This window comes from Stenotrophomonas sp. TD3 (assembly GCF_001939825.1).
GTDB lineage: Bacteria > Pseudomonadota > Gammaproteobacteria > Xanthomonadales > Xanthomonadaceae > Stenotrophomonas.
Genome location: NZ_MOYM01000001.1, coordinates 2,507,174 through 2,529,486, shown reverse-complemented (window position 1 = coordinate 2,529,486; position 22,313 = coordinate 2,507,174). Strand labels below are relative to the sequence as shown.

The window sequence follows — 22,313 nt, the reverse complement described above, 5'->3', positions numbered from 1 at the left end:
CTCCGACAAGGACCGTCGCATGCGCTTGCTGACTCTTTTCCCTGCCCTGTTGCTGTTCGCCGCGCAGCCTGCCAGCGCCGATGCCCTGCAATGCGGCGAGTACCGCAGTGTCGACGACGGCATGGCCCTCGTGTTCACCACCCACAGCAGCGGCTACCGCCACAACGGCATCGGTGAGCCGGAGCCGCTGTGGGTCGATCGCAGTGCGGAACAGACCCGCCTGGTCATGCTCGACGATGGCGTGGCGGAACCGATCCGGATCAGCGCCGATGGGCAGCGCATCGAGGACAGCGTGACGGTGGTCTACACCTTGCGCCAGTCCCGGGCCTGCACCGCCGAACCCAGCGCTGTGGCCGGCAGCTGCCGCGCTGCTGGCAGCTACTGCATGGTGCAGCTGCCAACGGCCTCGCCCGGCCAGGCCCGGCGCGCCTGCGACGAGGGCGTGGGTGCGGGTTGCTCGACGCTGCTGCGGCTGATGCGTGAGGGCGGTGCGGCGGATGCAGCCGATGACGCAGCCCCGGCAGTCTTCGAGCGCCCGCCGCCGTGCCGCGAACACACCGTCGGGCACGATCGGCAGGCCTGCGAAGCCATGACCGACGATGCACTGGCCACCGCCATGCGGCGGGTGGATCAACGGCTCGCACAGGAAGACGAAGACACGCTGGATTCGCCACTTCCGGCCGCTGCGCGCGATCGCCTGCAGCAGTTGTGCCTGCAGCACCGGGGTGGCCGCTTCTGTGTCGAAGTGGCCGCGCAGCAGCTGATCGCGCTGCAGCCCGCATTGGCGGTGCAGGCCCTGCAGGTCACCTGCGATGGCGGCCGCGTCAGTGCCTGCGAACGTACCGCGCCGCTGCGTGAACTCGGCGCCGATCTGCGCCTGGTGCCGCTGCAGCAGGTGCCGTGTGGCCGCTACCAGGCCGACGGCGGCCAGTTCGACAGGTTCGACTTCGGTGATGGCAGGCAGGCCCGGCTGCACGAAGGTGCCGTCCAGCTGCAGCAGAACGGCGAAACGTTCGTGCTGCGCCAGCTGGGCAACGGCGACCTGCTCGGCATGGACATCCAGACCGCCTACCAGCGTTACCGGCCGGTGACCGGCGCGGGCCGGTGCCGCCCACCACGACGCTGACCGCGGTGCGACGCACGGCCCGGGCAAGCCCTGCGGTAAAGTACGCGCCATGAACGAATTCGAGCGCGTGCGCGCCTACCTCACCGACCTGCAGGACCGCATCTGTGCGGCGATCGAGGCCGTCGATGGCCAGGCCCGCTTCCAGGAAGACCTGTGGCAGCGTGCCGAGGGCGGTGGCGGGCGTACCCGCGTGCTGCGCGATGGCGCAGTGTTCGAGCAGGCCGGCATCGGCTTCTCCGACGTGGCCGGCAGCCGCCTGCCACCGTCGGCCTCGGCCAACCGCCCGGAACTGGCGGGCGCCTCCTGGCGCGCTACCGGCGTGTCGCTGGTGTTCCACCCACTCAACCCCTATGTGCCGACCACCCATGCCAACGTGCGCTTCTTCCAGGCGCAGCGCGACGGCGAAGTGGTGGCCAGCTGGTTCGGTGGTGGCTTCGACCTGACCCCGTTCTATCCGTTCGACGAAGACGTGCAGCACTGGCACCGGGTCGCACGCGACCTGTGCACACCCTTCGGCGACGAACGCTACGCCGCGCACAAGCGCTGGTGCGATGAGTATTTCTTCCTGCGCCATCGCAATGAAACGCGCGGCGTCGGTGGCCTGTTCTTCGACGACCTGCACGGCGACTTCGAACGCGATTTCGATTACCTGCGCGCGGTCGGCGATGGCTTCCTCGACGCCTACCTGCCGATCGTGCAGCAGCGCAAGGACACCGCCCATGGCGAGCGCGAACGCGAGTTCCAGCTGTACCGTCGCGGCCGCTACGTGGAATTCAACCTGGTCTACGACCGCGGCACCCTGTTCGGGCTGCAGAGCGGTGGCCGCAGCGAAAGCATCCTGATGAGCCTGCCGCCGCGGGTGCGATGGGAATACGGCTTCAGCCCGGAGGCCGGCAGCGCCGAGGCGCGCCTGGCCGACTACCTGGTGCCGCGCGACTGGCTCTGATCTTCCGACGCCACGCCTGACGCGTGGCGCCTTCACCGCATGTAGTGCGTCCAGCACCGGACAGGTCCTGCTCTGCCTCCTTCAAGGATGATCCCCCAATGCCTGTCGCTGTTTCCTTCCGTCCCCGCGCTGCGGGCTGGCGCTCCCTGCTGTTGCTTGCACTGGCCTCAGCCGCGCTGCCGGCAGCGGCGCAGTCAATGGCCTGTGGTACCTACACCAACAGCAGCGGCACCACCACGCTGACCCTCGAGAGCGAGGGCCACGGATACCTGTCCGGTCCCTACCAGGCGACCGAAGAACTGCGCGTGGCCCGCGAGCAGGAGGTGCTCGGCACCGGCAACCTGAGCACCGGCCGCCTGGAAAACTGGTTCTTCGAGAACGACGACCGCAACATCGTCACTCCCTATGGCGAGTTCACCCGCCAGCGCTCCGCGGCCTGCAAGGCGATGCCGGAACCGATCGAGGGCGGCTGCGTGATGAATACCTCCGACTGCCTGGAGGCGTTGCCCGAGGCCGCGCCGCCGAAGCTGCACGCCTGGTGCGCCGAAGGCGTGGGCGCGGCCTGCGTGCAGTTGCTGGAAACCTACCAGCAGCAGGCCAAGGACGCGGCCCCGAAGGCCGCGCGGGCAGAGCCACCGATGCCTGAACTCTGCAAGGAAGATTCCCCATCGTTCGACGCAGAAGGATGCGAGGCGATGGCCTCAGTGGTGGCCTGGGAGCAGATGGGCAAGCTGGTGTTCGGGCTGGAACACGCGATGGCGCCACTGCTGCCGGCCGCGCAGCTCGATGAATTGTCTGCGCTGTGCCGGCAGCAGCACGGTGAGACGTTCTGCAGCAAGGTCGCCGATGTACTGTGGAGTGCCGGGCGTACGCTGCAGGCCCGCGACGCGGTGCAGCTGGCCTGCGCACAGCGCGCGGAGGCATCCGAGTGCGAGACCGCCAGACGTCTCGCGGTGCTGGACACGGTGCCGGCCACGTCGCTGGCACCGGTACCGGCCATCACCCTGCCCTGCGGCCGCTACGAAGCCGAGCACAGCGTGCTCTCGCAGCTGAACTTCCTCGACGGCGGCGTGGTCGATGTCGAGGGCCGCAGCCAGCGCCTGCGCGCCAGCCTGGAAGGCGGGCGCATCCTGATCCGTCGCGACGTCGGCAGCGACTTTGTGCTGCAGGCGCTGCAGAACGGCAACCTGATCGGAATCGACAGCGGCAACCGCTTCGCCTACTACCAGCGCAAGCCCTCTGCCGGCGGGGCCAGCTGCAAGCCGCCGGTGGCCTTCGTGGAGATCCCGCTGCCGCTGGACTGCCCGACCCTGGCCCGCAAGGACGGCGCCCAGGCGTGCTGTGCCGAGGGCAAACTACTTGGCTGCAAGGTGGCCGGCGAAGCGCTGTTCAAGGACGAACAATGGGCCGCGTCGCAACCCTATTTCGAGACCCTGTGCCGCACGGGCGTGCGCGAAGGCTGCCTGGCACTGGCGGCGCTGTACGCGCATACCGGTGACCCGAAGGTACCGCAGGCCATGGCGGCGATCTGCGCGAAGGACGGCAAGGGCACGCATGTGGCCTGCGATGTGGACGCCACCCGCAACTGGCCGGCACTGAAGGCCGAAGCCGCGCCCTGACGCCCGCCAACTGTAGAGCCGGGCGCAAGGCAGCCGAGCATGGGCCCGGCTCTGCAGGATCAGGTGCTCTTCCTGGGGATGATGGTGATGTGCCCGTTGATCTCCAGCAGCGCCAGCTCGACATCCTCCACGCCCAGGCAGCCCTGCTGGCGCATGGCGGCTTCGAAATCGGCGCGGGTGACCTGTTCGCGGCGCAGCACGGCGTCGAACAGGCGCCCATTGCGTGCGATCACCACCGGTTCTCCCTCCACCAGGCGCTCGACCCTCCGGCTGCGGGTACTCACCCAGCCCACCCCGTAGTTGAGCAGGATCAGGGTCGCGGCCAGCAGCAGGCCGCCGCCCAGCGAGGTGTCGGTGCCCAGCAGCGCGTTCTGCACCGCATTGCCCAGCAGCACCACCAGCAGCACGTCGAAAGGGGTGATCTGCCCCAGCGGGCGCTTGCCGCTCAGCCGGACCATGCCCAGCACCACGACATACACCACCACCGCGCGCAGGATGAACTCCCACCACGGCATCGCCAGTGCGAACAGATCGGGCATTGCGGGTTCCCCTGCTGGACAGTGGCCCAGCCTAGCACCTGGGGTCAGATCCCTTTGCCCACCGGGCAAAGGGATCTGACCCCATCCGAGAGGTTCCGGCGGCACAAATAAAAAGCCCCGCTGACCAGGGGGAGGTCAACGGGGCCGGGGAACGGGCACTTGGGGAGGAGTCCCCGTTCCGAGATCTGCTCCAGGGGATGGGAGAGATCCACAACAGGCATTGCGCCTGTCGAGAGTTATAGAAGCACTCCGAACACTAACGGTTCGTGAAGGGGCCCCATTTAATGAATTTCAATCGGGGCAACATTCATGGTCGAGTCAGAAACCCCCGACTCATGAACAAATTCACGTCGTTTTCGGCCTGAAATGCCGTCAGTGCGCTTCGTCCCAGTTGTTGCCGATGCCGGTATCGACCACCAGCGGCACCCGCAGTTTGGCCGCTTGCGACATGCGCTCCACCACCTGCAAACGCAAGTCTTCAACAAAACTGCTTTCGGTTTCGAACACCAGTTCATCGTGCACCTGCAGGATCATCCGCGCCGGTGCCCCGCTGTCACGCAGCCACTGGTCCACGTCCACCATCGCGCGCTTGATGATGTCGGCAGCGGTGCCCTGCATCGGCGCGTTGATCGCCGCGCGTTCAGCACCGGCACGCAGGCCCTGGTTGCGGGCGTGGATGTCGTTCAGGTACAGGCGACGGCCGAACAGGGTTTCCACGTAGCCCTGGTCACGGGCCTGCTGGCGCATCCGCTCCATGAAGTCGCGCACGCCCGGGTAGCGGCTGAAGTACAGCGCCACGTAGTCCTGCGCCTGGCCACGGTCGATGCCCAGGTTGCGGGCCAGGCCGAAGGCGCTCATGCCGTACATCAGGCCGAAGTTGATCGCCTTGGCGGCACGGCGCTCGTTCGGGGTCACCTCCTCCAGCGTGCGCCCGAACACCTCGGCAGCGGTGGCACGGTGTACGTCGGCGCCCTGCTCGAAGGCACGCACCAGGCCCGGGTCCTCGGACAGGTGGGCCATGATCCGCAGCTCGATCTGCGAATAGTCGGCCGCCAGCAGCTGGAAGCCCTCCGGGGCGATGAACGCGCGGCGGATGCGGCGGCCATCCTCGGTGCGGATCGGGATGTTCTGCAGGTTCGGGTCCGACGAGGACAGGCGGCCGGTGGCGGCACCGGACTGGTGGTAGCTGGTATGCACCCGGCCGGTGTCCGGGTTGACCATCTCCGGCAGCTTGTCGGTGTAGGTGCTGCGCAGCTTGGCCAGGCCCCGGTAGTCCAGGATCACCCGCGGCAGCTCGTGCTGGTCGGCAATCGCCTCCAGTGCCTCTTCATTGGTGCTGGGCTGGCCCTTCGGGGTCTTCACCACCGCCGGCAGCTTCAGCTCGTCGAACAGCACCGCCTGCAGCTGCTTGGGCGAATCCAGGTTGAAGCTGCGGCCGGCCAGCTCGGTGGCCTTCTGCTGTGCGGCCAGCATGCGCGAGGACAGGTCCTGGCTCTGCCGGCGCAGTTCGTCGGTGTCGATCCGCACGCCGTTGGCTTCGATCGTGGTCAGCACCGGCACCAGCGGCATCTCGATGTCGCGGTACACGCTGTCCAGCGCCGGCTCGGCCAGCAGCTGCGGCTGCAACGCGTGGTGCAGGCGCAGGGTGATGTCGGCGTCCTCGGCCGCATAGCGGCTGGCTTCGTCGATGCCCACCTGCGAGAACGGAATCTGCTTGGCGCCCTTGCCGGCCACGTCCTCGAACTTGATGGTGCTGTAGCCCAGGTAACGCAGGGCCAGCGAATCCATGTCGTGGCGGGTGGCGGTGGAATTGAGCACGAAGCTCTCGAGCATGGTGTCGTCGTGGTAGCCCTGCACGTCCACGCCGTGGCGGCGCAGCACATGCAGGTCGTACTTGCCATGCTGGCCCAGCTTCTTCTTCGCCGGGTCCTGCAGCACCGGGCGCAGCGCATCCAGCACCTCCTGCATCGGCAGCTGGGCCGGCGCACCCGGGTAATCGTGGCCGACCGGAATGTAGGCGGCCTTGCCCGGCTCGACCGCCAGGCTGACACCGACCAGGCGCGCGCGCATCGCGTCCAGCGCATCGGTTTCGGTATCGAAGCTGATCAGATCGGCCTGCTGCAGGCGCTCGACCCAGGCCTGCAGCTGCGCGCTGGTCAGCACGGTCTCGTATTCACCCGGTGCGGCCAGCGCCGGATCCAGCGTGCCGGCGGCCGGTGCCTCGGCACTGCCACGGGCGAAGCCGGCGGCGGTGCCGCGCAGGCTCGGGGTGGCTTCGCTGGCCGCCGTCGGTGCCGGCAGCGGCGCACCCAGTTCCTTCAGCGCCTGGGTGAAGCCGTAGCGCGTATACAGCTCGGTCAGCGCCGGCACGTCCTGCTCGCGCAGGGCCAGCGTGGTCGGGCTGGCGTCCAGCTCCACGTCGGTGCGGATGGTCACCAGCTCGCGGTTCAGCGGCAGGCGCTCCAGCGCGGCGCGCAGGTTCTCGCCGATCTTGCCCTTCATGGTCGGCGCGGCCGCCATCACCCCATCCAGGTGCTGGTACTCGGCCAGCCACTTGGCAGCGGTCTTCGGCCCGCACTTCTCCACGCCCGGCACGTTGTCGACGGTGTCGCCCATCAGCGCCAGCAGGTCGATGATCTGGTCGGCGCGCACGCCGAACTTCTCCATCACCGCCGCGTCCGAATCCATGCGGCTGCCGGTCATGGTGTTGACCAGCTCGATGCCCGGGCGCACCAGCTGGGCGAAGTCCTTGTCGCCGGTGGAAATGGTCACCTTCAGGTCCTGCGCCAGGCCCTGCAGGGCCAGCGTGCCGATCACATCGTCGGCTTCCACGCCGGGGATGCGCAGGATGCTGATGCCCAGCGCCTCGACGATGCGGCACATCGGCTCGACCTGGCTGCGCAGCTCATCGGGCATCGGCGGGCGGTTGGCCTTGTACTGCTCGTACAGGTCGTCGCGGAAGGTCTTGCCCGGTGCGTCGACCACGAACGCCACGTAGGCCGGGCGCTCCTTCAGCGTCGAGCGCAGCATGTTGACCACGCCGAACAGCGCGCCGGTGGGTTCACCCTGTGCATTGGACAGGGGCGGCAGCGCGTGGAACGCGCGGTACAGGTAACTGGACCCGTCGATCAGGACTAATCTGCTCATGGGTCGATTCTACGCGCCCGTGCCTGCATCGCGGCGACACGGCCCGTACACCGCGATGGGGCATAATCAGGGCTCTTTCCAGGCAAAGGCCCCCGCCGATGAAGACCCTGATGCTGGCTTCCCTGCTCCTGCTCGCTGGCTGCGCCAGCATGGGTGGCGCGGGCGCTCCCCCGGTGGACGTCAAGGGCGCGGATGTGTCCAAGCGCACCATGGACAACGGTGACACCATCGAGGAATACCGCGTGTCCGGCCAGCTGCGCATGGTCAAGGTGACCCCGTCGCGCGGTGCCCCGTTCTACATGTACGACAAGAACGGCGACGGCCGCATGGACAACGACAAGGACGGCGTGTCGCCGGTGTACTGGAAGCTGTACAGCTGGTGATGTGGCCGGGGTCGGATCCCTTTTCACAGGAAAGGGCTCTGACCCCATCAAGGCGATCGGCACGGCCCATCCACGCCATGCGTGGATATGAGCCTCCCGATCCCCCCACAAAAAACAACGCCGGCGCGCATCCTGCGGCCGGCGTCGGGTCCCCTCCCCGGGAACGCTTGAATCAGCGGGTATGGATCAGCGGATGACCAGCACCGGCAGCGTGCTGCGTGCCAGCACCTCGGCGGTCTGGCTGCCCAGCAGCACGCGGGTCACGCCACGGCGGCCGTGCGAGGTCATCACGATCAGGTCACTGTTGCGCTCCCCTGCTGTCTCGATGATGCCGTCGGCGGCGTAGCGGTCCAGCACATGCACAGGGTTGGCGGTGATGCCCTGCTCGGCGGCCTTGGCCAGCGCCGGCTGCAGCACTTTCTGTGCGCCTTCCTCGCGGTCGGCCTTGTACTCGGGGCTGTTCATGTAGCCCACGCTCCAGCCCATGGCGTCGTACATCCCGACGGCCCACGGCTCGGAAACAGTGACGATATCGACCTCGGCATTGAGGTCCTTGGCCAGCTCCAGGCCCTTGGCCAGGCCCTTGTCGGCCAGCTCGGACCCGTCAGTGGCAATCAGGATGCGCTTGTACATGGTGGGGCTCCGTGGCGGTCTGCCAGATGGGAACAACACCATTGCACACCGGATGTGCAGGCCGCGCCTTGAGCAGGATCAATCCGGCGCCGCGCAGCGGCGTGTGCGCATCGTCACGTGGTCCGGGGGACGGGCCCGGCCCGCCCTCTTCTGTAGAGCCGAGCCCATGCTCGGCTTCGGGTGCATGAGCCGAGCGTGGGCTCGGCTCTACAACAACGTCGCTCAGGCGATCTGCACCACGCGCGCGTTCTGGCACAGCGGGTAGCTGGCCACGAATTCAGCGATCGCATCACGCATCGCCTCGAACGATTCGCCATACATGTAAAGCGCGGTCTCGGTCGGGCCCTGCCACCAGCTGCAGATCTCGCCCAGGCCGTCGATGTTCTCCGACAGCTGCTCGAACACGTGGTTGGAATCGCACTGTTCGTAGACGTCGTCCGGCAGGTTCAGGCCATCCAGGTAGATGCCCAGGCCTTCGGTCACGCCGAAGCTGCGGTCGGCCCCGCCCGCACCCTGCAGCTGCGAACCCTTCGGCGCACCCAGCTGCTCCAGCAGGTCGATCAGCTTCGGCACGCCGGCCGCATCGACCAGCGCCACTTCAATATCGCCGTATTCGACCTCACCCAGGTCGGAGATCGCGGTACCACCACCAGTCAGCTCGCCCACCTGGGCCGCCTGCAGCAGCGCATCGAGCGGATCCTCGAACAGCTCGTGGCGGTGCTCCGGCTGCAGCCGGGCATTCAACTTCACGGTGACGTGCAGCGTGGGTTCGGTCATGAGGGCGTTCCTGGAAGATGTCAGGCCCCATTGTAGAGTCGAAGGTAGCGGCAGGCGCCGCTGCCAACGTCGCTTGCGACGGCCCGAAGGGGCCGGTCAGGACGACCGGCATAGCCATGCTCGACTGCCTTTCCCACCAGAATCAGCCGAGCATGGGCTCGGCTCTACATACCCTTTGCGCTCAGCGCAGGAACGGCGTGACCTTGCGCTTGAGCAACTCCACCAGCACCGGGTCCATGTACTCGTAGTCGTCGGGAATATCCAGGCAGATCACCCGCTTGCCGTTCAGCCATGCCTTGTAGCGGCTGGACAGCCGGTTGCGGTGGGCGCGCTCCATCACGAACACGATATCGGCCCACCGCAGCAGCTCGGGGCTGAGTACTTCCTCGGCGTCGGCCAGCAGCCCGGCCGAGGCGGTCTCGATGCCTGGCCAATCGGCGAACACCTGCTCGGCCGTGGGGCTGCGCAGGCGGTTCTGGCTGCAGAGGAAGAGCACGTTGCGGGTCATGCCCGCAGCCTAATCGGGGTCGGATCCCTTTACCAACGGAAAAGGGCTCTGACCCCACTCAGGTACATTCGGACAAGTTGCATGGCCGGAAAACACTCGAAAGACCATCATGGGCCTTTCCACCGTCCAGATGCCCATGATCACCAAGGATGACCTGTTAACGACGTTCGCAGAGGTAGCCGAGGCGCACGACTGCTACTTCAGCAAGTACGTAGTCGCGACGTACGTGCTCTATTGCTGCATCAGAAATGCCAAGGAACATGACCTCGCGATCGCGTCCAAAAATGTCGATGATCCGGAGTTCGCCGCCAGCGTTGTGCTGAACGCGCCGCCCCGCCTTTCACATGATGGGCCAACGATCTTTGAAATTCCTTCCAACGCCTATGGGTTCACTCATGCGATGGCGGTTCCCAGCACTTATCACGGGCTTCTGAATGGGATCGAGAAGCGCACGGGTCTGTTCCTGTGCCTGCCGATCTTCCGGTGTGAGTTCAACGGCAACGAATCAGCAGAGGATTTCAGGTGGTCCACACATCACATCGTTGACGTCAACAACTGGCATAGGACCAGGCAGCCGAAGATCAGCGTGTACTTCGACAATCCCCGCACTGGTGGCGGCACGGACAAGGACGGTGCCATTGTGAGCCTGGAGACATTGATAGCGGAGATCGACAACGTTAGCGGAGTGAGCAACGGTTTCATCGAGATCACCAACTACCGCGGCGAAGTGATCGAGGTGTTGTCGCCGGCGGAAGGCCACTACGCGCTGATCCGCAACCGCCAGGATGAAGAAGCGATGGATCGCGCCGGGTTGGTGGCAGCCGTGGAGAAGTTCACCATCGGCTGATAGCCGACCGCTGTTGTAGAGCCGAGCCATGCTCGGCTGGTTTTCCCGCCTGAAGCAGCCGAGCATGGCTCGGCTCTACAGGAATTCCCGCCCCCTGACGGCGATCAGATCACCGTCAGGTTGGCATACGCCATCACCAGCCACTTGCTGCCGGCGTCGGCGAACTCGACCTGCACGCGGGCGTGGGCACCGTTGCCTTCGTAGTCGGTCACCATGCCTTCGCCGAACTTGGGATGGGTGACCAATGCGCCGAGCTTGATCGGCGGTGCCTCGATCGAGGCATGGCCCATCACCCGGCTGGCGCCCATCGAGGCCGGCCGCGAGACCTGAACCTTGGGGCGGACTTCGTGCAGCAGCTCACGGGGGATCTCGCGCAGGAAGCGCGATGGCAGGCTGTAGTTGTCCTGGCCGTGGATGCGGCGCGATTCGGCGTAGCTCAGCACCAGCTTCTGGCGCGCGCGGGTGATGCCGACGTAGGCCAGGCGGCGCTCTTCTTCCAGCCGCCCGCTTTCCTCCAGCGAGCGTGCGCTGGGGAACAGGCCTTCTTCCAGGCCGGCCAGGAACACCAGCGGGAACTCCAGGCCCTTGGCCGAGTGCAGGGTCATCAGCTGCACACCCTCTTCGCCCGCCTGCGCCTGGCCCTCACCGGCCTCCAGCGCGGCATAGGCCAGGAACGCGACCAGCTCGTCCATGTCCTCGCCCACTTCCTCGATGTCGTCGGCGCGGCGCACGAAGCGCGAGGCCACCGAGACCAGTTCGTCGAGGTTGTCGGTGCGCGATTCGGAGTCCAGCGCGTTGCGGCTTTCCTTGCTCCAGTGCTCGCGCAGCTGCGAGCGGACCAGCACGTGGTCCACGCGCTCGGCCAGGGTCATGTGCAGGGTCTGCGCCTGCAGCTCGTTGACCAGCACCAGGAAGCCGGCCAGCGCATTGCGCGCACGTGCGGCCAGCGCGCTGCCCTGGGTGACCAGCATGGTCGCTTCCCACAGCGAAATACCCTGCGCGCGCGCCTCGCGGCGCACTTCGTCCAGCGTGCGGTCGCCGATGCCACGCGTCGGCGTGTTGACGGCGCGCTCGAACGCCGCGTCATCGTTGCGGTTGGACAGCAGGCGCAGGTAGGCCAGCGCGTCCTTGATTTCGGCACGTTCGAAGAAGCGCATGCCGCCGTACACGCGGTACGGCACCTGTTCGCTCAGCAGCGCTTCTTCCAGCGCGCGCGACTGCGCATTGCTGCGGTAGAGCACGGCCACTTCGGTATAGCTGCCACCGTCGCGCACCCACTGGCGCGCGCGCTCGACGATGTAGCGTGCCTCGTCCATCTCGTTGTACGCGGCGTACAGGTCGATCGGCTCACCGTCGCCGCTGTCGGTCCACAGCTGCTTGCCGATGCGGTCGGGGTTGTGCGCGATCACCGCATTGGCGGCGCCGAGGATGTTGGCGGTGGAGCGGTAGTTCTGTTCCAGGCGGATGGTCTGCGCGCCCGGGAAGTCGCGCAGGAAGCCCTGCACGTTCTCGACCTTGGCACCGCGCCAGCCGTAGATGGCCTGGTCATCGTCGCCGACCACGAACACGTGGCCGGAATCGCCGGCCAGCACGCGCACGAAGGCGTACTGGATGGCATTGGTGTCCTGGAACTCGTCCACCAGGATTTCGCGGAAGCGGGCGCGGTAGTGCGCCAGCAGGGCCGGGTTGTCGCGCAGCAGTTCGTGCGCGCGCAGCAGCAGCTCGGCGAAGTCGACCAGGCCGGCGCGGTCGCAGCGTGCCTGGTACTCGATGTAGGCCTGGCGCATGGTTTCCAGCCAGGCGTCGTGCGGCTCGGGCTGGATGTGCTGCGGGCGGCGGCCTTCGTCCTTCTGCGCGTTGATCCACCACGCGATCTGCTTGGCCGGGTACTTGCCGTCGTCCAGTTCCAGCGCCTGCACCACGCGCTTGACCAGCCGCAGCTGGTCGTCCGAATCCATCACCTGGAAGCCTTCCGGCAGCTTCGCGTCCTGCCAGTGCAGGCGCAGCAGGCGGTTGGCCAGGCCGTGGAAGGTGCCGATCCACATGCCACGGCTGCCATTGGGAAGCTGTGCGTCGATGCGGTGGCGCATTTCGCCGGCCGCCTTGTTGGTGAAGGTCACCGCGAAAATGCCGTGGGTCGGCACGCCATCGACTTCATGCAGCCAGGCGATGCGGTGGGTGAGTACGCGGGTCTTGCCGGAACCGGCACCGGCCAGCACCAGGTGGTGGCCGGGGGGAGCGGAGACGGCTTCGCGCTGGGCCGGGTTCAGGCCATCAAGCAGGTGGGAGACATCCATGCCCCCATTTTACGGCATCGCCGTCGCGGCTCCTGCGACCACCTGGGTTGCCAGTGCGTGCGCCTGCTGACGCAGTTCAGGCACCGCCAGGCTTTCCCACAGGCTGCCGATGCGCAGGCTGCCGAGCACGCCCAGCCGTGCCTGCGGCTGGCCACCGGCGGCACACAGGCGATCGCCCGGCACCGTGCTGTCCCGGCCCAGCCCGTGTGGGCCGGGACGCGCCAGACCATCAGCCTGCAGCTGCTGCAGCAACGGATTGCGCAACGCGCTGGCACGGGTTTCCACGCCGGTGGCGTTGATCACCCCGCTGATCGTCCACTGCTGTTCATTGCCCAAGGCATCGCGGCCGGACAGCTGCAGCGCATCGCCGTCGCGCCAGACGCGCTGCAGGCGGGACCGGTGGATACGCAGCTGGCCGCTGTCCTGCAGCGTCTGCAGCTGCGCGTCGACCTCTTCGGCGATGCGGTGGCGATGCACGTCCCAGTAGCGCACCACATGGCGCAGGAAGCGGCGCTGGTCGGCCTCATCGAGGCTGCACCACAGCGCCTGCCCGTGCGGGCGGATGCGGTCCATCACGCCCTGCCACGGCAGGCCGTCGGCCTGCGCCTGGCGTGCGAACCCGCGCAATGCGTGCAGGCGCTGGCGCAGGTTCATCGGCAGCAACGTGGCCGGGTCGAACGTGGGCAGGCCGCCATGCGCGTGCGGCAACGGCAGCAGGCCGTGGCGCGAGATCACGTGCAGCGGTCCGGTGTGGCCGGCGGCGACCAATGCCAGCACGGTGTCGGCCATGCTCAGGCCGGAACCGACAATGGCCACGGCCTGTTCACCAGCCAGGGTGCGTACGCCGTCGTAGTCCCAGGCCTCGATCACATCGTCGGCAGGCAGCGCGTCGGCACCGGCCACCGGCAGCGGGCGCATGCTGTTGCCGGTAGCCAGCACCGCCTGTGCGGCGTGCAGCGTCTGGCCATCGCCCAGCTGCAGCCGGTAACCGTGGTCATCCGGCTGCAGGCCCAGCACCGGCTGCGCGATCACCTGCAGCTGCGCCGGGCTGGCTGTGGCGGCGTCCTGCAGGCGCTGCTGCAGGTAGGCCGCGAAGTAGTGGCGGCACACGTAACGCTCGCCCAGCACCTCGCGCGCCTCGTCCGGGTAGGCATCGGCGTCCATCAGGTAGTCGAGGAAATCGCCGGGCTGGTCGGCAAACGCACTCATCTTCGCCGCCGGCACGTTCAGCAGATGCTCCGGCCACGGCGTGGCATAGGCGATGCCCTGCGCCAGCTGCGAAGCCGGTTCGAAAATGGCCAGCGCCAGCGGCGCCTTGGCCTGGCGCAGTACCTGGATCGCCACCAGCACGCCGGCCGCACCACCACCGATGATTGCCAGGTCCAGTTCGCCATTACGCGGTGAGTCAGTCATGTGCCGATTGTAGGCCATCGGCGATGACAGGCCGGATTGCCGAAATGGGCGGCCGGCCTTGCCTCACATCAACGCATCGGCCAAGCGTGCGATGCCTTCGCGGCTGCGCCGCCACGTGGGGCGGCTGCGCCACTGCTGCAGGTCCAGCTGCCGCGACTCGCGCAGGTAGCCGTCCTCGATCGCGCACAGCTGCTGCACCAGCGCGCGGTCGTAGCAGATCAGGCCGATTTCGGCATTCAGCGCGAACGAGCGGATATCCATGTTGATCGAGCCGAGCACGGCAATGTCTTCGTCCACGCTCATGTGCTTGGCGTGCAGGAACTGCGGTTCGTACAACGCGATGCGCACGCCACAGCGCAGCAGCTCGTCGTAGTAGGCCTCCTGCGCCCACGAGGTCAGCCGCTGGTTGTTGCTGGCCGACAGGATCAGCTGCACGTCCACACCGGACAGCGCCGCAATGCGCAGCGCGCTCAGCGTGGCTTCGTCGGGCACGAAGTACGGGGTGACCATCACCAGCCGGCGCCGTGCGAGGTGGATCAGCGCCGCCACCGCGTCGCGTGCGTTGCTGTACGGGTAGGCCGGGCCGCTGGGCAGCAGCTGGGTGGCGATGTCGTCGCTGCACTCGGGCACATCGGCGATCACGTCCAGGCGCTGGCCGGTTTCCATGTACCAGTCGCTGGCGAACACCGCTTCCAGATGCGCCACCGCCGGGCCGCGCACGCGCGCCACCAGCTCTCGGTTCGGGTGGCCGGGCACGAACTGCGGGCCCGCCAGGTTCTGCGAACCGACGTAGGCCACTTCGTTGTCGATCACCGCGATCTTGCGGTGGTTGCGCAGGTCCATGCGCCCGCTGCGGCGCCAGCGCAGGCCGCCGGGCAGCATCGCGCGCACTTCGATGTCGCGCGCTTCCAGGCGCTTGCGATAGGCGCGCAGGCCGCGCTTGGCACCCACCGCGTCGAGCAGCACGCGGCACTGCACGCCACGCGCCGCTGCACGCTGCAGCGCCTCGACCACCGCCTCGCCCACCGCGTCATCGAACATCAGGTAGTACAGCAGGTGCACGCGGTCTTCGGCCTGGTCGATGTCGGCGATCAGCGTGTGCAGCGATTCGTCGTAGTCGGTCAGCAGGTCCACCGCGTTGCCGTGCACCGGCATGAAGTCGCCCTGGCGCTGCACCAGCGGCACGATCTCGGCGCTGGCGGTGTCCGGCTGCGGGGCCCAGCGCAGGCGATGCTGCAGCGCCTGTTCCTCGCGGATCACCTGCGAGGCCTCCGCCTGGCGGCGGATACGCTCGCGCGACAGCCACGGGTGGCCGAACAGCAGGTACAGCGGCAGGCCCAGCAGCGGCACGAAGCCGACCAGCAGCAGCCAGCTGCGCGCCGCCCCCGGCGTGGTGCGGGTGGGGATCCAGCACAGCGCGACCAGCCGGATCAGCCAGTCGATCAGCAGCAGGTACGAACCCAGCAACCACTCGAACAGCATCGCGTCGCCCGTCGGGAGGTGATGGGCCATTCTGCCCACCGGCCCTTGTAGAGTCGAGCCGCGCTCGACGGCCTTCCGTTCCGACGGCAGAGCAGCCGTGCATGGGCTCGGCTCTACAGGACGGCTCAATGCCGCACCGGCACCTCGCACAGCTGCCGCACCGATTCGGCGTGGCGGCGGCCGTTGAGCGCCATGCAGGCGATCGCCTGCGCGGCCCGTTCCAGCTGCGCCTCTGGAAGCGGCGACGGCGCGCCGTTGGCCAGCGCGAGGTGGTGGTCGCACAGCAGCAGCGCCATGCCCTCGATGCCTTGCAGCATGCGCTGCAGGCGCAGCCAGCCCAGTTCCAGGTCCTGCCGGTGTGATGGGGTGTTCATGCAACCTCCTTCAACGGATCTGGCCGCCGTGAAGGTGGCGGACGATGCGTGGTTGCAATACCGGGAAGCAATCAATCAGCAAACGAACCGGCGGGCGCAGGGCCCCCTCGCACCGTCCGCCATAGAGGCGGATAGGTCACCAACCGTCGCCGGAGGGATCTCCGGCGACGGCGGGCGAGTCTACTGATTGATTGACTTCACGGGATTGCAAGCCCGACCGCTGCAACCGCAGCGGCTCGCCATCATGGGCATGGCAACGTTCGTGGTTCCAATCGATTTGAACCGCGCGAGGCGCCGGAACCGGTAGGAACAATCACTTATCGCATTCGGCCCTTCACACCAGGCAGGGCGCCATTGGCGACAGCCTGCGCGGGGAGTGTTGCAGTGCCGACCAACGGTCGGCACCCACCACGGCAATGCAGGAAGTACCCACCACCTGGATGCCAGACATGAAAAAACCCGCCACAAGGGCGGGTTTCTTCGCGGGGACCAGCAATCCTTGCGGATTACTTGATCTTGCCTTCCTTGTACAGGACGTGCTTGCGCACGACCGGATCGTACTTCAGGAATTCCATCTTCCCCGGGGTGTTCTTCTTGTTCTTGTCGGTCGTGTAGAAGTGGCCGGTACCGGCCGAGGAAATCATACGGACCTTATCGCGCTTGCCTGCCATGATGCTTTACTCCTCAGACCTTTTCGCCGCGCGCACGCAGCTCAGCCAGAACGGAATCAATGCCGTTCTTGTCGATGGTGCGCAGTGCATGCGCGGAAACACGAAGCTTGACCCAGCGGTTCTCGCTGGCCACCCAGAAACGGCGCTCGTGCAGATTCGGCAGGAAACGACGACGGGTCTTGTTGTTGGCGTGCGAGACGTTGTTACCCGTCTGCACTCGCTTGCCGGAAACCTGGCATACGCGGGACATTGCGCACCTCGATAGTAGTAGTTGTCAGCCCGTAGCCCGGGAGACGGCGGCCTCGATGGTTGCCCACCACACGTCAAGAGAATCAAAGGGTTACGCTGGCTTTGGGCGGCCGGGGACGTGTTCCCGGGGGCGCCGCCCGGTAGAAAACCGGACACAGCGAGCCGCGCATTATGCACGGGTTCAAGCACTTGCGCAAGTTACCCACAGGCTGGGGCTGAACGCGACGGCCGCCCCCTGTAGAGCCGAGCCATGCTCGGCTCAGGCATTCCGGGACACAGCAGCCGAGCGTGGGCTCGGCTCTACCGGAGCGGCAAGGACTGGCTCAGCGCAGGTGCGGAATCACCTGGGCCAGCAGATGGGCATCCTTCAACGCGCCGTGCAGGCCCCGGTTGCCGGGAATGCGCAGGCGCTGCAGCACATCATCCAGCTTGTTGCCCTGGCCCGGCCAGCGCCCGCGCGCCAGCTTCAGGCTGCAGGTGATGCGGCAATGCTGGGCCAGCGTGCCCGGGATGCCCGCCAGGCGCAGCTCGTTGTCCAGGAAACCCACGTCGAAGGTGGCGTTGTGCGCAACCATTTCGCTGCCGCGCAGGAAGTCCAGCAGTTCGGCGGCCTTGCTGGAGAACAGTGGCTTGCCCACCAGCATCGCATCGCTGATGCCATGCACGCGCTGTGCGCCCCAATCGACCTTGCGCTGCGGCTGCAGGTAGGTGTGGAACTGGCGGCCGGTGAGCTGGCCATCGATCAGTTCGACGGCACCGATTTCGATCACCCGGTGCCCCAGGCGGTGGGAGATGCCGGTGGTTTCGGTATCCAGTGCGACGATGCGGCTCATCAGGGTGTGCGTTCTCCAGTACGGGCAGCCGGATTTTCGCACGCGACCGATGCACTCACCCCAACGCTTCCACCACCCAATCAATGAACACCCGCAGCCGCTGGCTCATGTGCCGGTTCGGCGGGAACATCACATGCATCGGCATCGGCGGCAGCTGCCAGTCCGGCAGCACCGGCAGCAGCTCGCCGCGCGCCACGTGCGGTTCGGCCATGTAGCTGGGCAACGCCACCACGCCCAGACCCGCCAACGCAGCGGCCAGATAGGCGTTGCCGTCGTCGAAGCCGACCGTGTAGCGGCCCTGCACCTCGACGCGCTCATCGCCGCGCTGTGCGCTGAACACCCGCGCCCGGCCACTGCGCGGGCTGAGGAAGCCGACCATGTGGTGATCGGGCCCTTCCAGCGCGCGCGGATCGGCTGGCAGCCCGAAACGCTGCACATAGCCCGGGCTGGCATGGAAGCCGATCGGCAGCGCGCCAAGCGGCCGCGCCACCAGTGCCGGATCGGCCGGGGTGCCGCCGCGGATCACGCAGTCGACGTTGTCGGCGATGACATCGACCTCGCGGTCACTCACGCCGATGTTCAGCTGGATCTCCGGGTAGCGCGCCTGGAAATCCGGCAACGCCGGCACCAGCCGCAAGCGCGCGTACGGCCCGGGCACATCGACCCGCAGGCGTCCGCGCGGCTGGGTGGCCGCGTCGCCCAGCCCGGCCTCCACCTCTTCCAGCTCGGCCAGCAGGCGGGCGATGCGCGGGTAGTAGGCCGCGCCATCGGCGGTGACGCTGACCCGGCGCGTGGTGCGGTTGAGCAGGCGCAGCCGCAGGTGCGCCTCCAGCTGCTGCACCAGCTGGGTGGCCGTAGTGCGGCTGATCTGCAGGGTCTGCGCGGCGCGGGTGAAGCTGCCGGTTTCCACCACCCGGGCAAAGGCCCGCATCGCCTCGAAACGGTCCATGGCTGACCATGATTGTTTGGGATCGGCAATCAATTTAGGCCGATCATCGCGGTTTATCCAGACAGCGCTGGCGCGGAGGATGGGCGTTCTCTCCCACGGGATCTTCCCCATGTCACAGCGTGATGTCGTTTTCCCCGCCGGTCGCCAGGCCCTGTACGAGCGCAACCGCTACTCGCCGGCGATCCGATCCAATGGCTTCCTGTTCGTCTCCGGCCAGGTCGGCAGCCGCGAGGACGGCTCGCCCGAGCCGGACTTCGAAACCCAGGTGCGCCGCGCCTTCGAGAATCTCAACGCGGTGCTGGCTGCCGCCGGCTGCACCTTCGATGACGTGGTCGACGTGACCGTGTTCCTGGTCGACCCCGAGAAGAACTTCGAGAAGGCGTGGGCGATCGTGCCCGAGTACTGGGGCGAGGCGCCGCATCCGACCCTGACCGGAATCGGCGTGACCTGGCTGTATGGGTTCCAGTTCGAGATCAAGGTGATCGCGAAGCTGCCTGCAGACCGGTAGTGCCGGCCGCTGGCCGGCAGCAAGGTGTCGGGGTCAGAGCCCTTTCCGGAGGAAAGGGATCCGACCCCAGCCCGACGCACCTGAACGGGAGGCTCCGACGGATTCCCGAGGTGGCCATTGATATTGTATCCGGCGAAAACCGCTTGCTAGCCTCCCCTCCATGCGCCGGATCTCCCGCCACCTTCGCTCGTACCTGCTGATGCTGCTGATGGCGGCATTCGTGGTCGTGCCGGTGGCCGACGCGCTGGCCTGCACGGTGGAACCGCACGCCAGCACGGTGCACGTGGAGTCCGCACCGGATTCCGATGGCGATGCCGACGGCAAGCACGTCGGTGCCTGTGGCCACAACCACTGCCACCACTCCAATCTGAGCCTGCCGGCCAGCACCCTCGCTGCCTTCGGTGCGCCACTGCCGGCGCGCTGGATGAATGCCGGCGACGCGGCGACCTATGCGGTCGCCCAGGATGAATTGACGCGTCCTCCCCGGGCGTGAGTTGAGCGCGTCCCGCATTCGCGGGCTTCGGTTCCCCTCAACTCCGGAAATTCTTCATGTCGACCCTGACACGTCGGCCGCTGCGCGCGGCCGGGCTGGTCGTCGCTGTGCTGCTGGGCCTGGCCCCGGCGGCATCGGTGATGGCGCAAGCCGCCCCTTCCTACGACACCCTGCTTGAACGCCTGGACCAGCTGCCGGGTACCCGCGTCGGTATGGCGCTGGCCGAGGCCGCCGACGCGCGCGCCGACCAGGCCCGTGCGTTGCCCAACCCTTCCCTCTCCTACTCTGCAGAGAACGCCTGGGGCACCGGCTCCTATGGCGGCATGGGCAAGGCCGATACCGTGCTCACCCTGTCCCAGCCGCTGGAGGTCTGGGGCCAGCGTGGCGCGCGTGTCCGTGCCGCCCGTGCCGAGGCACAGGCCGCCAACCTGCGTGGTGCCCAGAGCCGCAGCGACGTGGCCAGCCAGCTGGCGGTGGTCTACGCACAGGCGGAAAGTGCACTGCGCCGCTACGCCCTGGCCGAAGAGGCGCTGACCCTCACTCGCGATGACGCCAACGCAGTCAACGCGATGGTCAAGCAGGGCCGCGAACCGCAGCTGCGCGCGGTGCAGGCGCAGAGCGAAGTGGCCAATGCCAGCGCTGCGCTGGATGAGGCGCAGGCGTTCCGCGACGCCGCACTGGCCCGCCTGGCCGGTGCCGCGCTGCTGGATGCGCCAGTGCAGTCGATCGACAACAGCCTGCTCGACCGTGCCCCGCCGCTGCCGCGTGGCGCCACGGACGTGGCGCTGGCGGTGCGCATCGCCGAAGCCGAAGCCGATGCGGCCGGCAAGCTGGTCGACGTGGAGCGCAAGCGCGCCCTGCCCGACCTGAGCGTCACCGCCGCGCAGACCCGCTTCCGCGAAGGCGGCGAGCGCGCCTACAACCTCGGGGTCAGCCTCAGCATTCCGCTGTTCGACCGCAACCGCGGGGGTATACGCGCCGCCAATGCCGACCAGCGCGCGGCCGAGGCACGCCTGGACCAGCAGCGCCGCGACAGCGAGGCCGAACGCCTGTCTGCCGTGGCCGGGCTGAAGGCGGCCGGTAGCCGTACCCGCGCCGCCGATGAAAGCGTGGTCGCCGCCGAAGAGGCGTATCGCCTCGCACGCGTCGGCTTCGACGCCGGACGCATCTCGCAGCTGGAACTGCGCAGCACGCGCAGCGCCCTCATCGCCGCCCGCGGCACCGCCGTGGATGCGCGCCTGTCGCGCGTCGGCGCCGAAATCGATCTTGCCCGCCTTGAAGGGCGCGCACCTTTTGTGGAGGCCAAATGACTCTCTCCCGTACTTTCCCGCTGATCGGCGGCGTGCTGCTGACCGTTCTGCTTGCCGGCTGCGCCGGCAATGCGCAGACGCCTGCCAATGAAGACCCGGCTGCGGCCAAGGCCGGCACCGACGATGGCCACGGCCATGCCGCCGACAGCAAGGAGGCCAAGGCGGAAACCGCCAAGGCCCCCGCCGACGCCGATGAAGGCGTGGTGCAGCTGACCCCGGAACAGATCAAGGCGTCTGGTATCGAAGTGGTCGCGATCGGTCGCGGTGGCGGTGGCTCCACGCGCCTGTCCGGCCGGGTCGAACCGTCGGTAGGCGCACGTGCCTCGGTGGCCTCCACGGTGACCGGTCGCGTCGAACGCGTGCTGGTCGCGCCGGGCACCGCAGTGAAGCAGAACCAGGCGCTGGCGATCGTGGTCAGCGGTGAGGCCGCGGTGTTCCGCGCCAATGCGCTGGCTGCATCGGCCGAAGCCGAGGCCGCGCGCCTGGCCTATGGCCGCGACAAGGCGCTGGTCGACCAGGGCGTGGTCGCGCGCCAGGAACTGGAGGCCTCGCGCGCCCGCTCGCTGGCGGCACAGGCCCAGGCCGCTGCCGCGCAGGCCCAGGCCGCTGCCAACGGTGCGCCCGATGCCAGTGGCCGCGTGCGCATCACCAGTCCGGTGGCCGGCATCGTCGGCAACGTGCAGGTCACCCCGGGCGGCGTGGTCGCTGCCGGCAGCGCGGTGGCCGATGTCGCCGATCCGGCGATGAACGAACTGGTGTTCACCGCGCCGCCCGCGCTGGCCGCACAGGTCACGCCCGGCATGAAGCTGGAAGTGAGCGTGCCGGGTGGCAGCTTCACCGCCACCGTTACCGGTTCGGCCGCCGATGTGCGCCAGCAGGGCGGCGTCGCGGTGATCCGTGCCACGCCGGTGGACGCTTCGCTGCCGCCGGCCGGTTCGCCGGTTTCGGCGGTGGTAGTCACCGAAGGCCAGGACGGTTCGCTCAGCGTGCCCGCCGATGCGGTGCAGAACGTTGATGGCAGCAGCGCGGTGTTCGTCGCCGTCGACGGCGGCTTCAAGGCGCAGCCGGTGCTGGCCGGGCGCCGTGCCGGCGACCGCATCGAGATCCTCGGTGGACTGACCGGCAACGAGCGCATCGTCGGTGCCAACGCCTTCCTGCTCAAGGCCGAACTGGCCAAGGGCGAAGCCGAGCACGGCCACTGAGGAGGCG

General features: G+C 67.7%; 22 protein-coding genes. 9 read left to right on the top strand and 13 right to left on the bottom strand.

Annotated elements, in window-relative coordinates; genetic code table 11:
• Positions 1-19: 19 nt before the first annotated feature.
• The 3 genes from BKE09_RS11725 (at position 20) to BKE09_RS11715 (ending at position 3,691) form a co-directional block, all read left to right on the top strand.
• Positions 20-1,126, top strand: a complete 1,107-nt coding sequence (locus BKE09_RS11725) for a hypothetical protein (RefSeq protein WP_075675843.1) — start codon at positions 20-22, stop codon at positions 1,124-1,126.
• 49 nt (positions 1,127-1,175) lie between these two features.
• Positions 1,176-2,072: an oxygen-dependent coproporphyrinogen oxidase gene (gene hemF, locus BKE09_RS11720; protein ID WP_049446973.1), complete on the top strand. Its 897-nt coding sequence runs from the start codon at positions 1,176-1,178 to the stop codon at positions 2,070-2,072.
• Positions 2,073-2,170: 98 nt separating this feature from the next.
• On the top strand, positions 2,171-3,691 hold the full coding sequence (locus BKE09_RS11715; RefSeq protein WP_075675842.1) for a hypothetical protein: 1,521 nt from the start codon (positions 2,171-2,173) through the stop codon (positions 3,689-3,691).
• 59 nt (positions 3,692-3,750) lie between these two features.
• Here BKE09_RS11715 and BKE09_RS11710 read toward each other — a convergent pair whose 3' ends face one another.
• Both BKE09_RS11710 and polA read right to left on the bottom strand, forming a co-directional pair.
• Entirely contained in the window at positions 3,751-4,230 is a 480-nt protein-coding gene (locus BKE09_RS11710; protein ID WP_075675841.1) for a YetF domain-containing protein, read from the bottom strand.
• 372 nt (positions 4,231-4,602) lie between these two features.
• The gene (polA, locus tag BKE09_RS11705; protein WP_075675840.1) at positions 4,603-7,377 is read right to left on the bottom strand and encodes a DNA polymerase I; all 2,775 of its coding nucleotides are present in this window, start codon (positions 7,375-7,377) and stop codon (positions 4,603-4,605) included.
• A gap of 98 nt (positions 7,378-7,475) precedes the next feature.
• Between polA and BKE09_RS11700 the strand changes: the two genes are divergently transcribed.
• Positions 7,476-7,760, top strand: coding sequence for a DUF2782 domain-containing protein (locus BKE09_RS11700; RefSeq protein ID WP_014038952.1), 285 nt, complete (start codon positions 7,476-7,478; stop codon positions 7,758-7,760).
• 186 nt (positions 7,761-7,946) lie between these two features.
• On the opposite strand, the gene BKE09_RS11695 is transcribed toward BKE09_RS11700, so the two are convergent.
• The 3 genes from BKE09_RS11695 to BKE09_RS11685 all read right to left on the bottom strand — a co-directional run bounded on the left by BKE09_RS11695 (position 7,947) and on the right by BKE09_RS11685 (position 9,678).
• The gene (locus tag BKE09_RS11695; RefSeq protein WP_005411629.1) at positions 7,947-8,393 is read right to left on the bottom strand and encodes a universal stress protein; all 447 of its coding nucleotides are present in this window, start codon (positions 8,391-8,393) and stop codon (positions 7,947-7,949) included.
• Positions 8,394-8,615: 222 nt separating this feature from the next.
• Positions 8,616-9,170, bottom strand: coding sequence for a hypothetical protein (locus BKE09_RS11690; protein ID WP_075675839.1), 555 nt, complete (start codon positions 9,168-9,170; stop codon positions 8,616-8,618).
• A 181-nt stretch (positions 9,171-9,351) separates the two neighbouring features.
• Positions 9,352-9,678 carry a low molecular weight protein tyrosine phosphatase family protein gene (locus tag BKE09_RS11685; protein ID WP_075675838.1) on the bottom strand — a complete coding sequence of 109 codons (327 nt, stop codon included), beginning with the start codon at positions 9,676-9,678 and terminating at the stop codon, positions 9,352-9,354.
• A gap of 109 nt (positions 9,679-9,787) precedes the next feature.
• On the opposite strand from BKE09_RS11685, the gene BKE09_RS11680 reads away from it, so the two are divergent.
• Positions 9,788-10,525: a hypothetical protein gene (locus tag BKE09_RS11680; RefSeq protein WP_240502902.1), complete on the top strand. Its 738-nt coding sequence runs from the start codon at positions 9,788-9,790 to the stop codon at positions 10,523-10,525.
• A 104-nt stretch (positions 10,526-10,629) separates the two neighbouring features.
• On the opposite strand, the gene uvrD is transcribed toward BKE09_RS11680, so the two are convergent.
• The 8 genes from uvrD to BKE09_RS11640 form a co-directional block, all read right to left on the bottom strand.
• Positions 10,630-12,822, bottom strand: coding sequence for a DNA helicase II (gene uvrD / locus BKE09_RS11675; protein WP_075675837.1), 2,193 nt, complete (start codon positions 12,820-12,822; stop codon positions 10,630-10,632).
• A gap of 9 nt (positions 12,823-12,831) precedes the next feature.
• On the bottom strand, positions 12,832-14,253 hold the full coding sequence (locus tag BKE09_RS11670; protein ID WP_075675836.1) for an FAD/NAD(P)-binding protein: 1,422 nt from the start codon (positions 14,251-14,253) through the stop codon (positions 12,832-12,834).
• A gap of 45 nt (positions 14,254-14,298) precedes the next feature.
• Entirely contained in the window at positions 14,299-15,717 is a 1,419-nt protein-coding gene (gene cls, locus BKE09_RS11665) for a cardiolipin synthase (protein ID WP_014038958.1), read from the bottom strand.
• Positions 15,718-15,842: 125 nt separating this feature from the next.
• Positions 15,843-16,091, bottom strand: a complete 249-nt coding sequence (locus BKE09_RS11660) for a hypothetical protein (protein ID WP_014038959.1) — start codon at positions 16,089-16,091, stop codon at positions 15,843-15,845.
• Positions 16,092-16,597: 506 nt separating this feature from the next.
• Positions 16,598-16,765, bottom strand: a complete 168-nt coding sequence (gene rpmG, locus BKE09_RS11655) for a 50S ribosomal protein L33 (RefSeq protein ID WP_169411268.1) — start codon at positions 16,763-16,765, stop codon at positions 16,598-16,600.
• Between the two features lie 10 nt (positions 16,766-16,775).
• The gene (rpmB, locus tag BKE09_RS11650) at positions 16,776-17,012 is read right to left on the bottom strand and encodes a 50S ribosomal protein L28 (RefSeq protein WP_005411638.1); all 237 of its coding nucleotides are present in this window, start codon (positions 17,010-17,012) and stop codon (positions 16,776-16,778) included.
• Between the two features lie 322 nt (positions 17,013-17,334).
• Complete coding sequence (gene dnaQ, locus BKE09_RS11645) at positions 17,335-17,844, bottom strand: DNA polymerase III subunit epsilon (RefSeq protein ID WP_006402525.1); 510 nt, start codon at positions 17,842-17,844, stop codon at positions 17,335-17,337.
• A gap of 55 nt (positions 17,845-17,899) precedes the next feature.
• Positions 17,900-18,793, bottom strand: a complete 894-nt coding sequence (locus BKE09_RS11640) for a LysR family transcriptional regulator (RefSeq protein ID WP_075675835.1) — start codon at positions 18,791-18,793, stop codon at positions 17,900-17,902.
• A 109-nt stretch (positions 18,794-18,902) separates the two neighbouring features.
• On the opposite strand from BKE09_RS11640, the gene BKE09_RS11635 reads away from it, so the two are divergent.
• The 4 genes from BKE09_RS11635 (at position 18,903) to BKE09_RS11620 (ending at position 22,306) form a co-directional block, all read left to right on the top strand.
• Positions 18,903-19,301 (top strand): RidA family protein, encoded by a 399-nt coding sequence (locus BKE09_RS11635; protein WP_075675834.1) that lies wholly within the window; start codon positions 18,903-18,905, stop codon positions 19,299-19,301.
• Positions 19,302-19,461: 160 nt separating this feature from the next.
• Positions 19,462-19,794, top strand: a complete 333-nt coding sequence (locus BKE09_RS11630) for a hypothetical protein (RefSeq protein ID WP_049446947.1) — start codon at positions 19,462-19,464, stop codon at positions 19,792-19,794.
• A 56-nt stretch (positions 19,795-19,850) separates the two neighbouring features.
• The gene (locus BKE09_RS11625; protein WP_075675833.1) at positions 19,851-21,104 is read left to right on the top strand and encodes a TolC family protein; all 1,254 of its coding nucleotides are present in this window, start codon (positions 19,851-19,853) and stop codon (positions 21,102-21,104) included.
• On the top strand, positions 21,101-22,306 hold the full coding sequence (locus tag BKE09_RS11620; RefSeq protein ID WP_075675832.1) for an efflux RND transporter periplasmic adaptor subunit: 1,206 nt from the start codon (positions 21,101-21,103) through the stop codon (positions 22,304-22,306). The genes BKE09_RS11625 and BKE09_RS11620 overlap by 4 nt, the downstream gene beginning before the upstream one ends.
• Positions 22,307-22,313 lie beyond the last annotated feature (7 nt).

Bases quoted from the DNA above. Each gene is read 5' to 3' on its own strand.
- rpmB (WP_005411638.1), bottom strand. From the start codon at position 17,012: ATGTCCCGCGTATGCCAGGTTTCCGGCAAGCGAGTGCAGACGGGTAAC.
- BKE09_RS11685 (WP_075675838.1), bottom strand. From the start codon at position 9,678: ATGACCCGCAACGTGCTCTTCCTCTGCAGCCAGAACCGCCTGCGCAGC.
- BKE09_RS11690 (WP_075675839.1), bottom strand. From the start codon at position 9,170: ATGACCGAACCCACGCTGCACGTCACCGTGAAGTTGAATGCCCGGCTG.
- BKE09_RS11670 (WP_075675836.1), bottom strand. From the start codon at position 14,253: ATGGCCTACAATCGGCACATGACTGACTCACCGCGTAATGGCGAACTG.
- BKE09_RS11700 (WP_014038952.1), top strand. From the start codon at position 7,476: ATGAAGACCCTGATGCTGGCTTCCCTGCTCCTGCTCGCTGGCTGCGCC.
- BKE09_RS11640 (WP_075675835.1), bottom strand. From the start codon at position 18,793: ATGGACCGTTTCGAGGCGATGCGGGCCTTTGCCCGGGTGGTGGAAACC.
- dnaQ (WP_006402525.1), bottom strand. From the start codon at position 17,844: ATGAGCCGCATCGTCGCACTGGATACCGAAACCACCGGCATCTCCCAC.
- hemF (WP_049446973.1), top strand. From the start codon at position 1,176: ATGAACGAATTCGAGCGCGTGCGCGCCTACCTCACCGACCTGCAGGAC.
- BKE09_RS11625 (WP_075675833.1), top strand. From the start codon at position 19,851: ATGTCGACCCTGACACGTCGGCCGCTGCGCGCGGCCGGGCTGGTCGTC.
- BKE09_RS11725 (WP_075675843.1), top strand. From the start codon at position 20: ATGCGCTTGCTGACTCTTTTCCCTGCCCTGTTGCTGTTCGCCGCGCAG.
- BKE09_RS11715 (WP_075675842.1), top strand. From the start codon at position 2,171: ATGCCTGTCGCTGTTTCCTTCCGTCCCCGCGCTGCGGGCTGGCGCTCC.
- BKE09_RS11630 (WP_049446947.1), top strand. From the start codon at position 19,462: ATGCGCCGGATCTCCCGCCACCTTCGCTCGTACCTGCTGATGCTGCTG.
- BKE09_RS11695 (WP_005411629.1), bottom strand. From the start codon at position 8,393: ATGTACAAGCGCATCCTGATTGCCACTGACGGGTCCGAGCTGGCCGAC.
- BKE09_RS11620 (WP_075675832.1), top strand. From the start codon at position 21,101: ATGACTCTCTCCCGTACTTTCCCGCTGATCGGCGGCGTGCTGCTGACC.
- BKE09_RS11710 (WP_075675841.1), bottom strand. From the start codon at position 4,230: ATGCCCGATCTGTTCGCACTGGCGATGCCGTGGTGGGAGTTCATCCTG.
- BKE09_RS11680 (WP_240502902.1), top strand. From the start codon at position 9,788: ATGGGCCTTTCCACCGTCCAGATGCCCATGATCACCAAGGATGACCTG.
- BKE09_RS11660 (WP_014038959.1), bottom strand. From the start codon at position 16,091: ATGAACACCCCATCACACCGGCAGGACCTGGAACTGGGCTGGCTGCGC.
- BKE09_RS11635 (WP_075675834.1), top strand. From the start codon at position 18,903: ATGTCACAGCGTGATGTCGTTTTCCCCGCCGGTCGCCAGGCCCTGTAC.
- polA (WP_075675840.1), bottom strand. From the start codon at position 7,377: ATGAGCAGATTAGTCCTGATCGACGGGTCCAGTTACCTGTACCGCGCG.
- cls (WP_014038958.1), bottom strand. From the start codon at position 15,717: ATGCTGTTCGAGTGGTTGCTGGGTTCGTACCTGCTGCTGATCGACTGG.
- uvrD (WP_075675837.1), bottom strand. From the start codon at position 12,822: ATGGATGTCTCCCACCTGCTTGATGGCCTGAACCCGGCCCAGCGCGAA.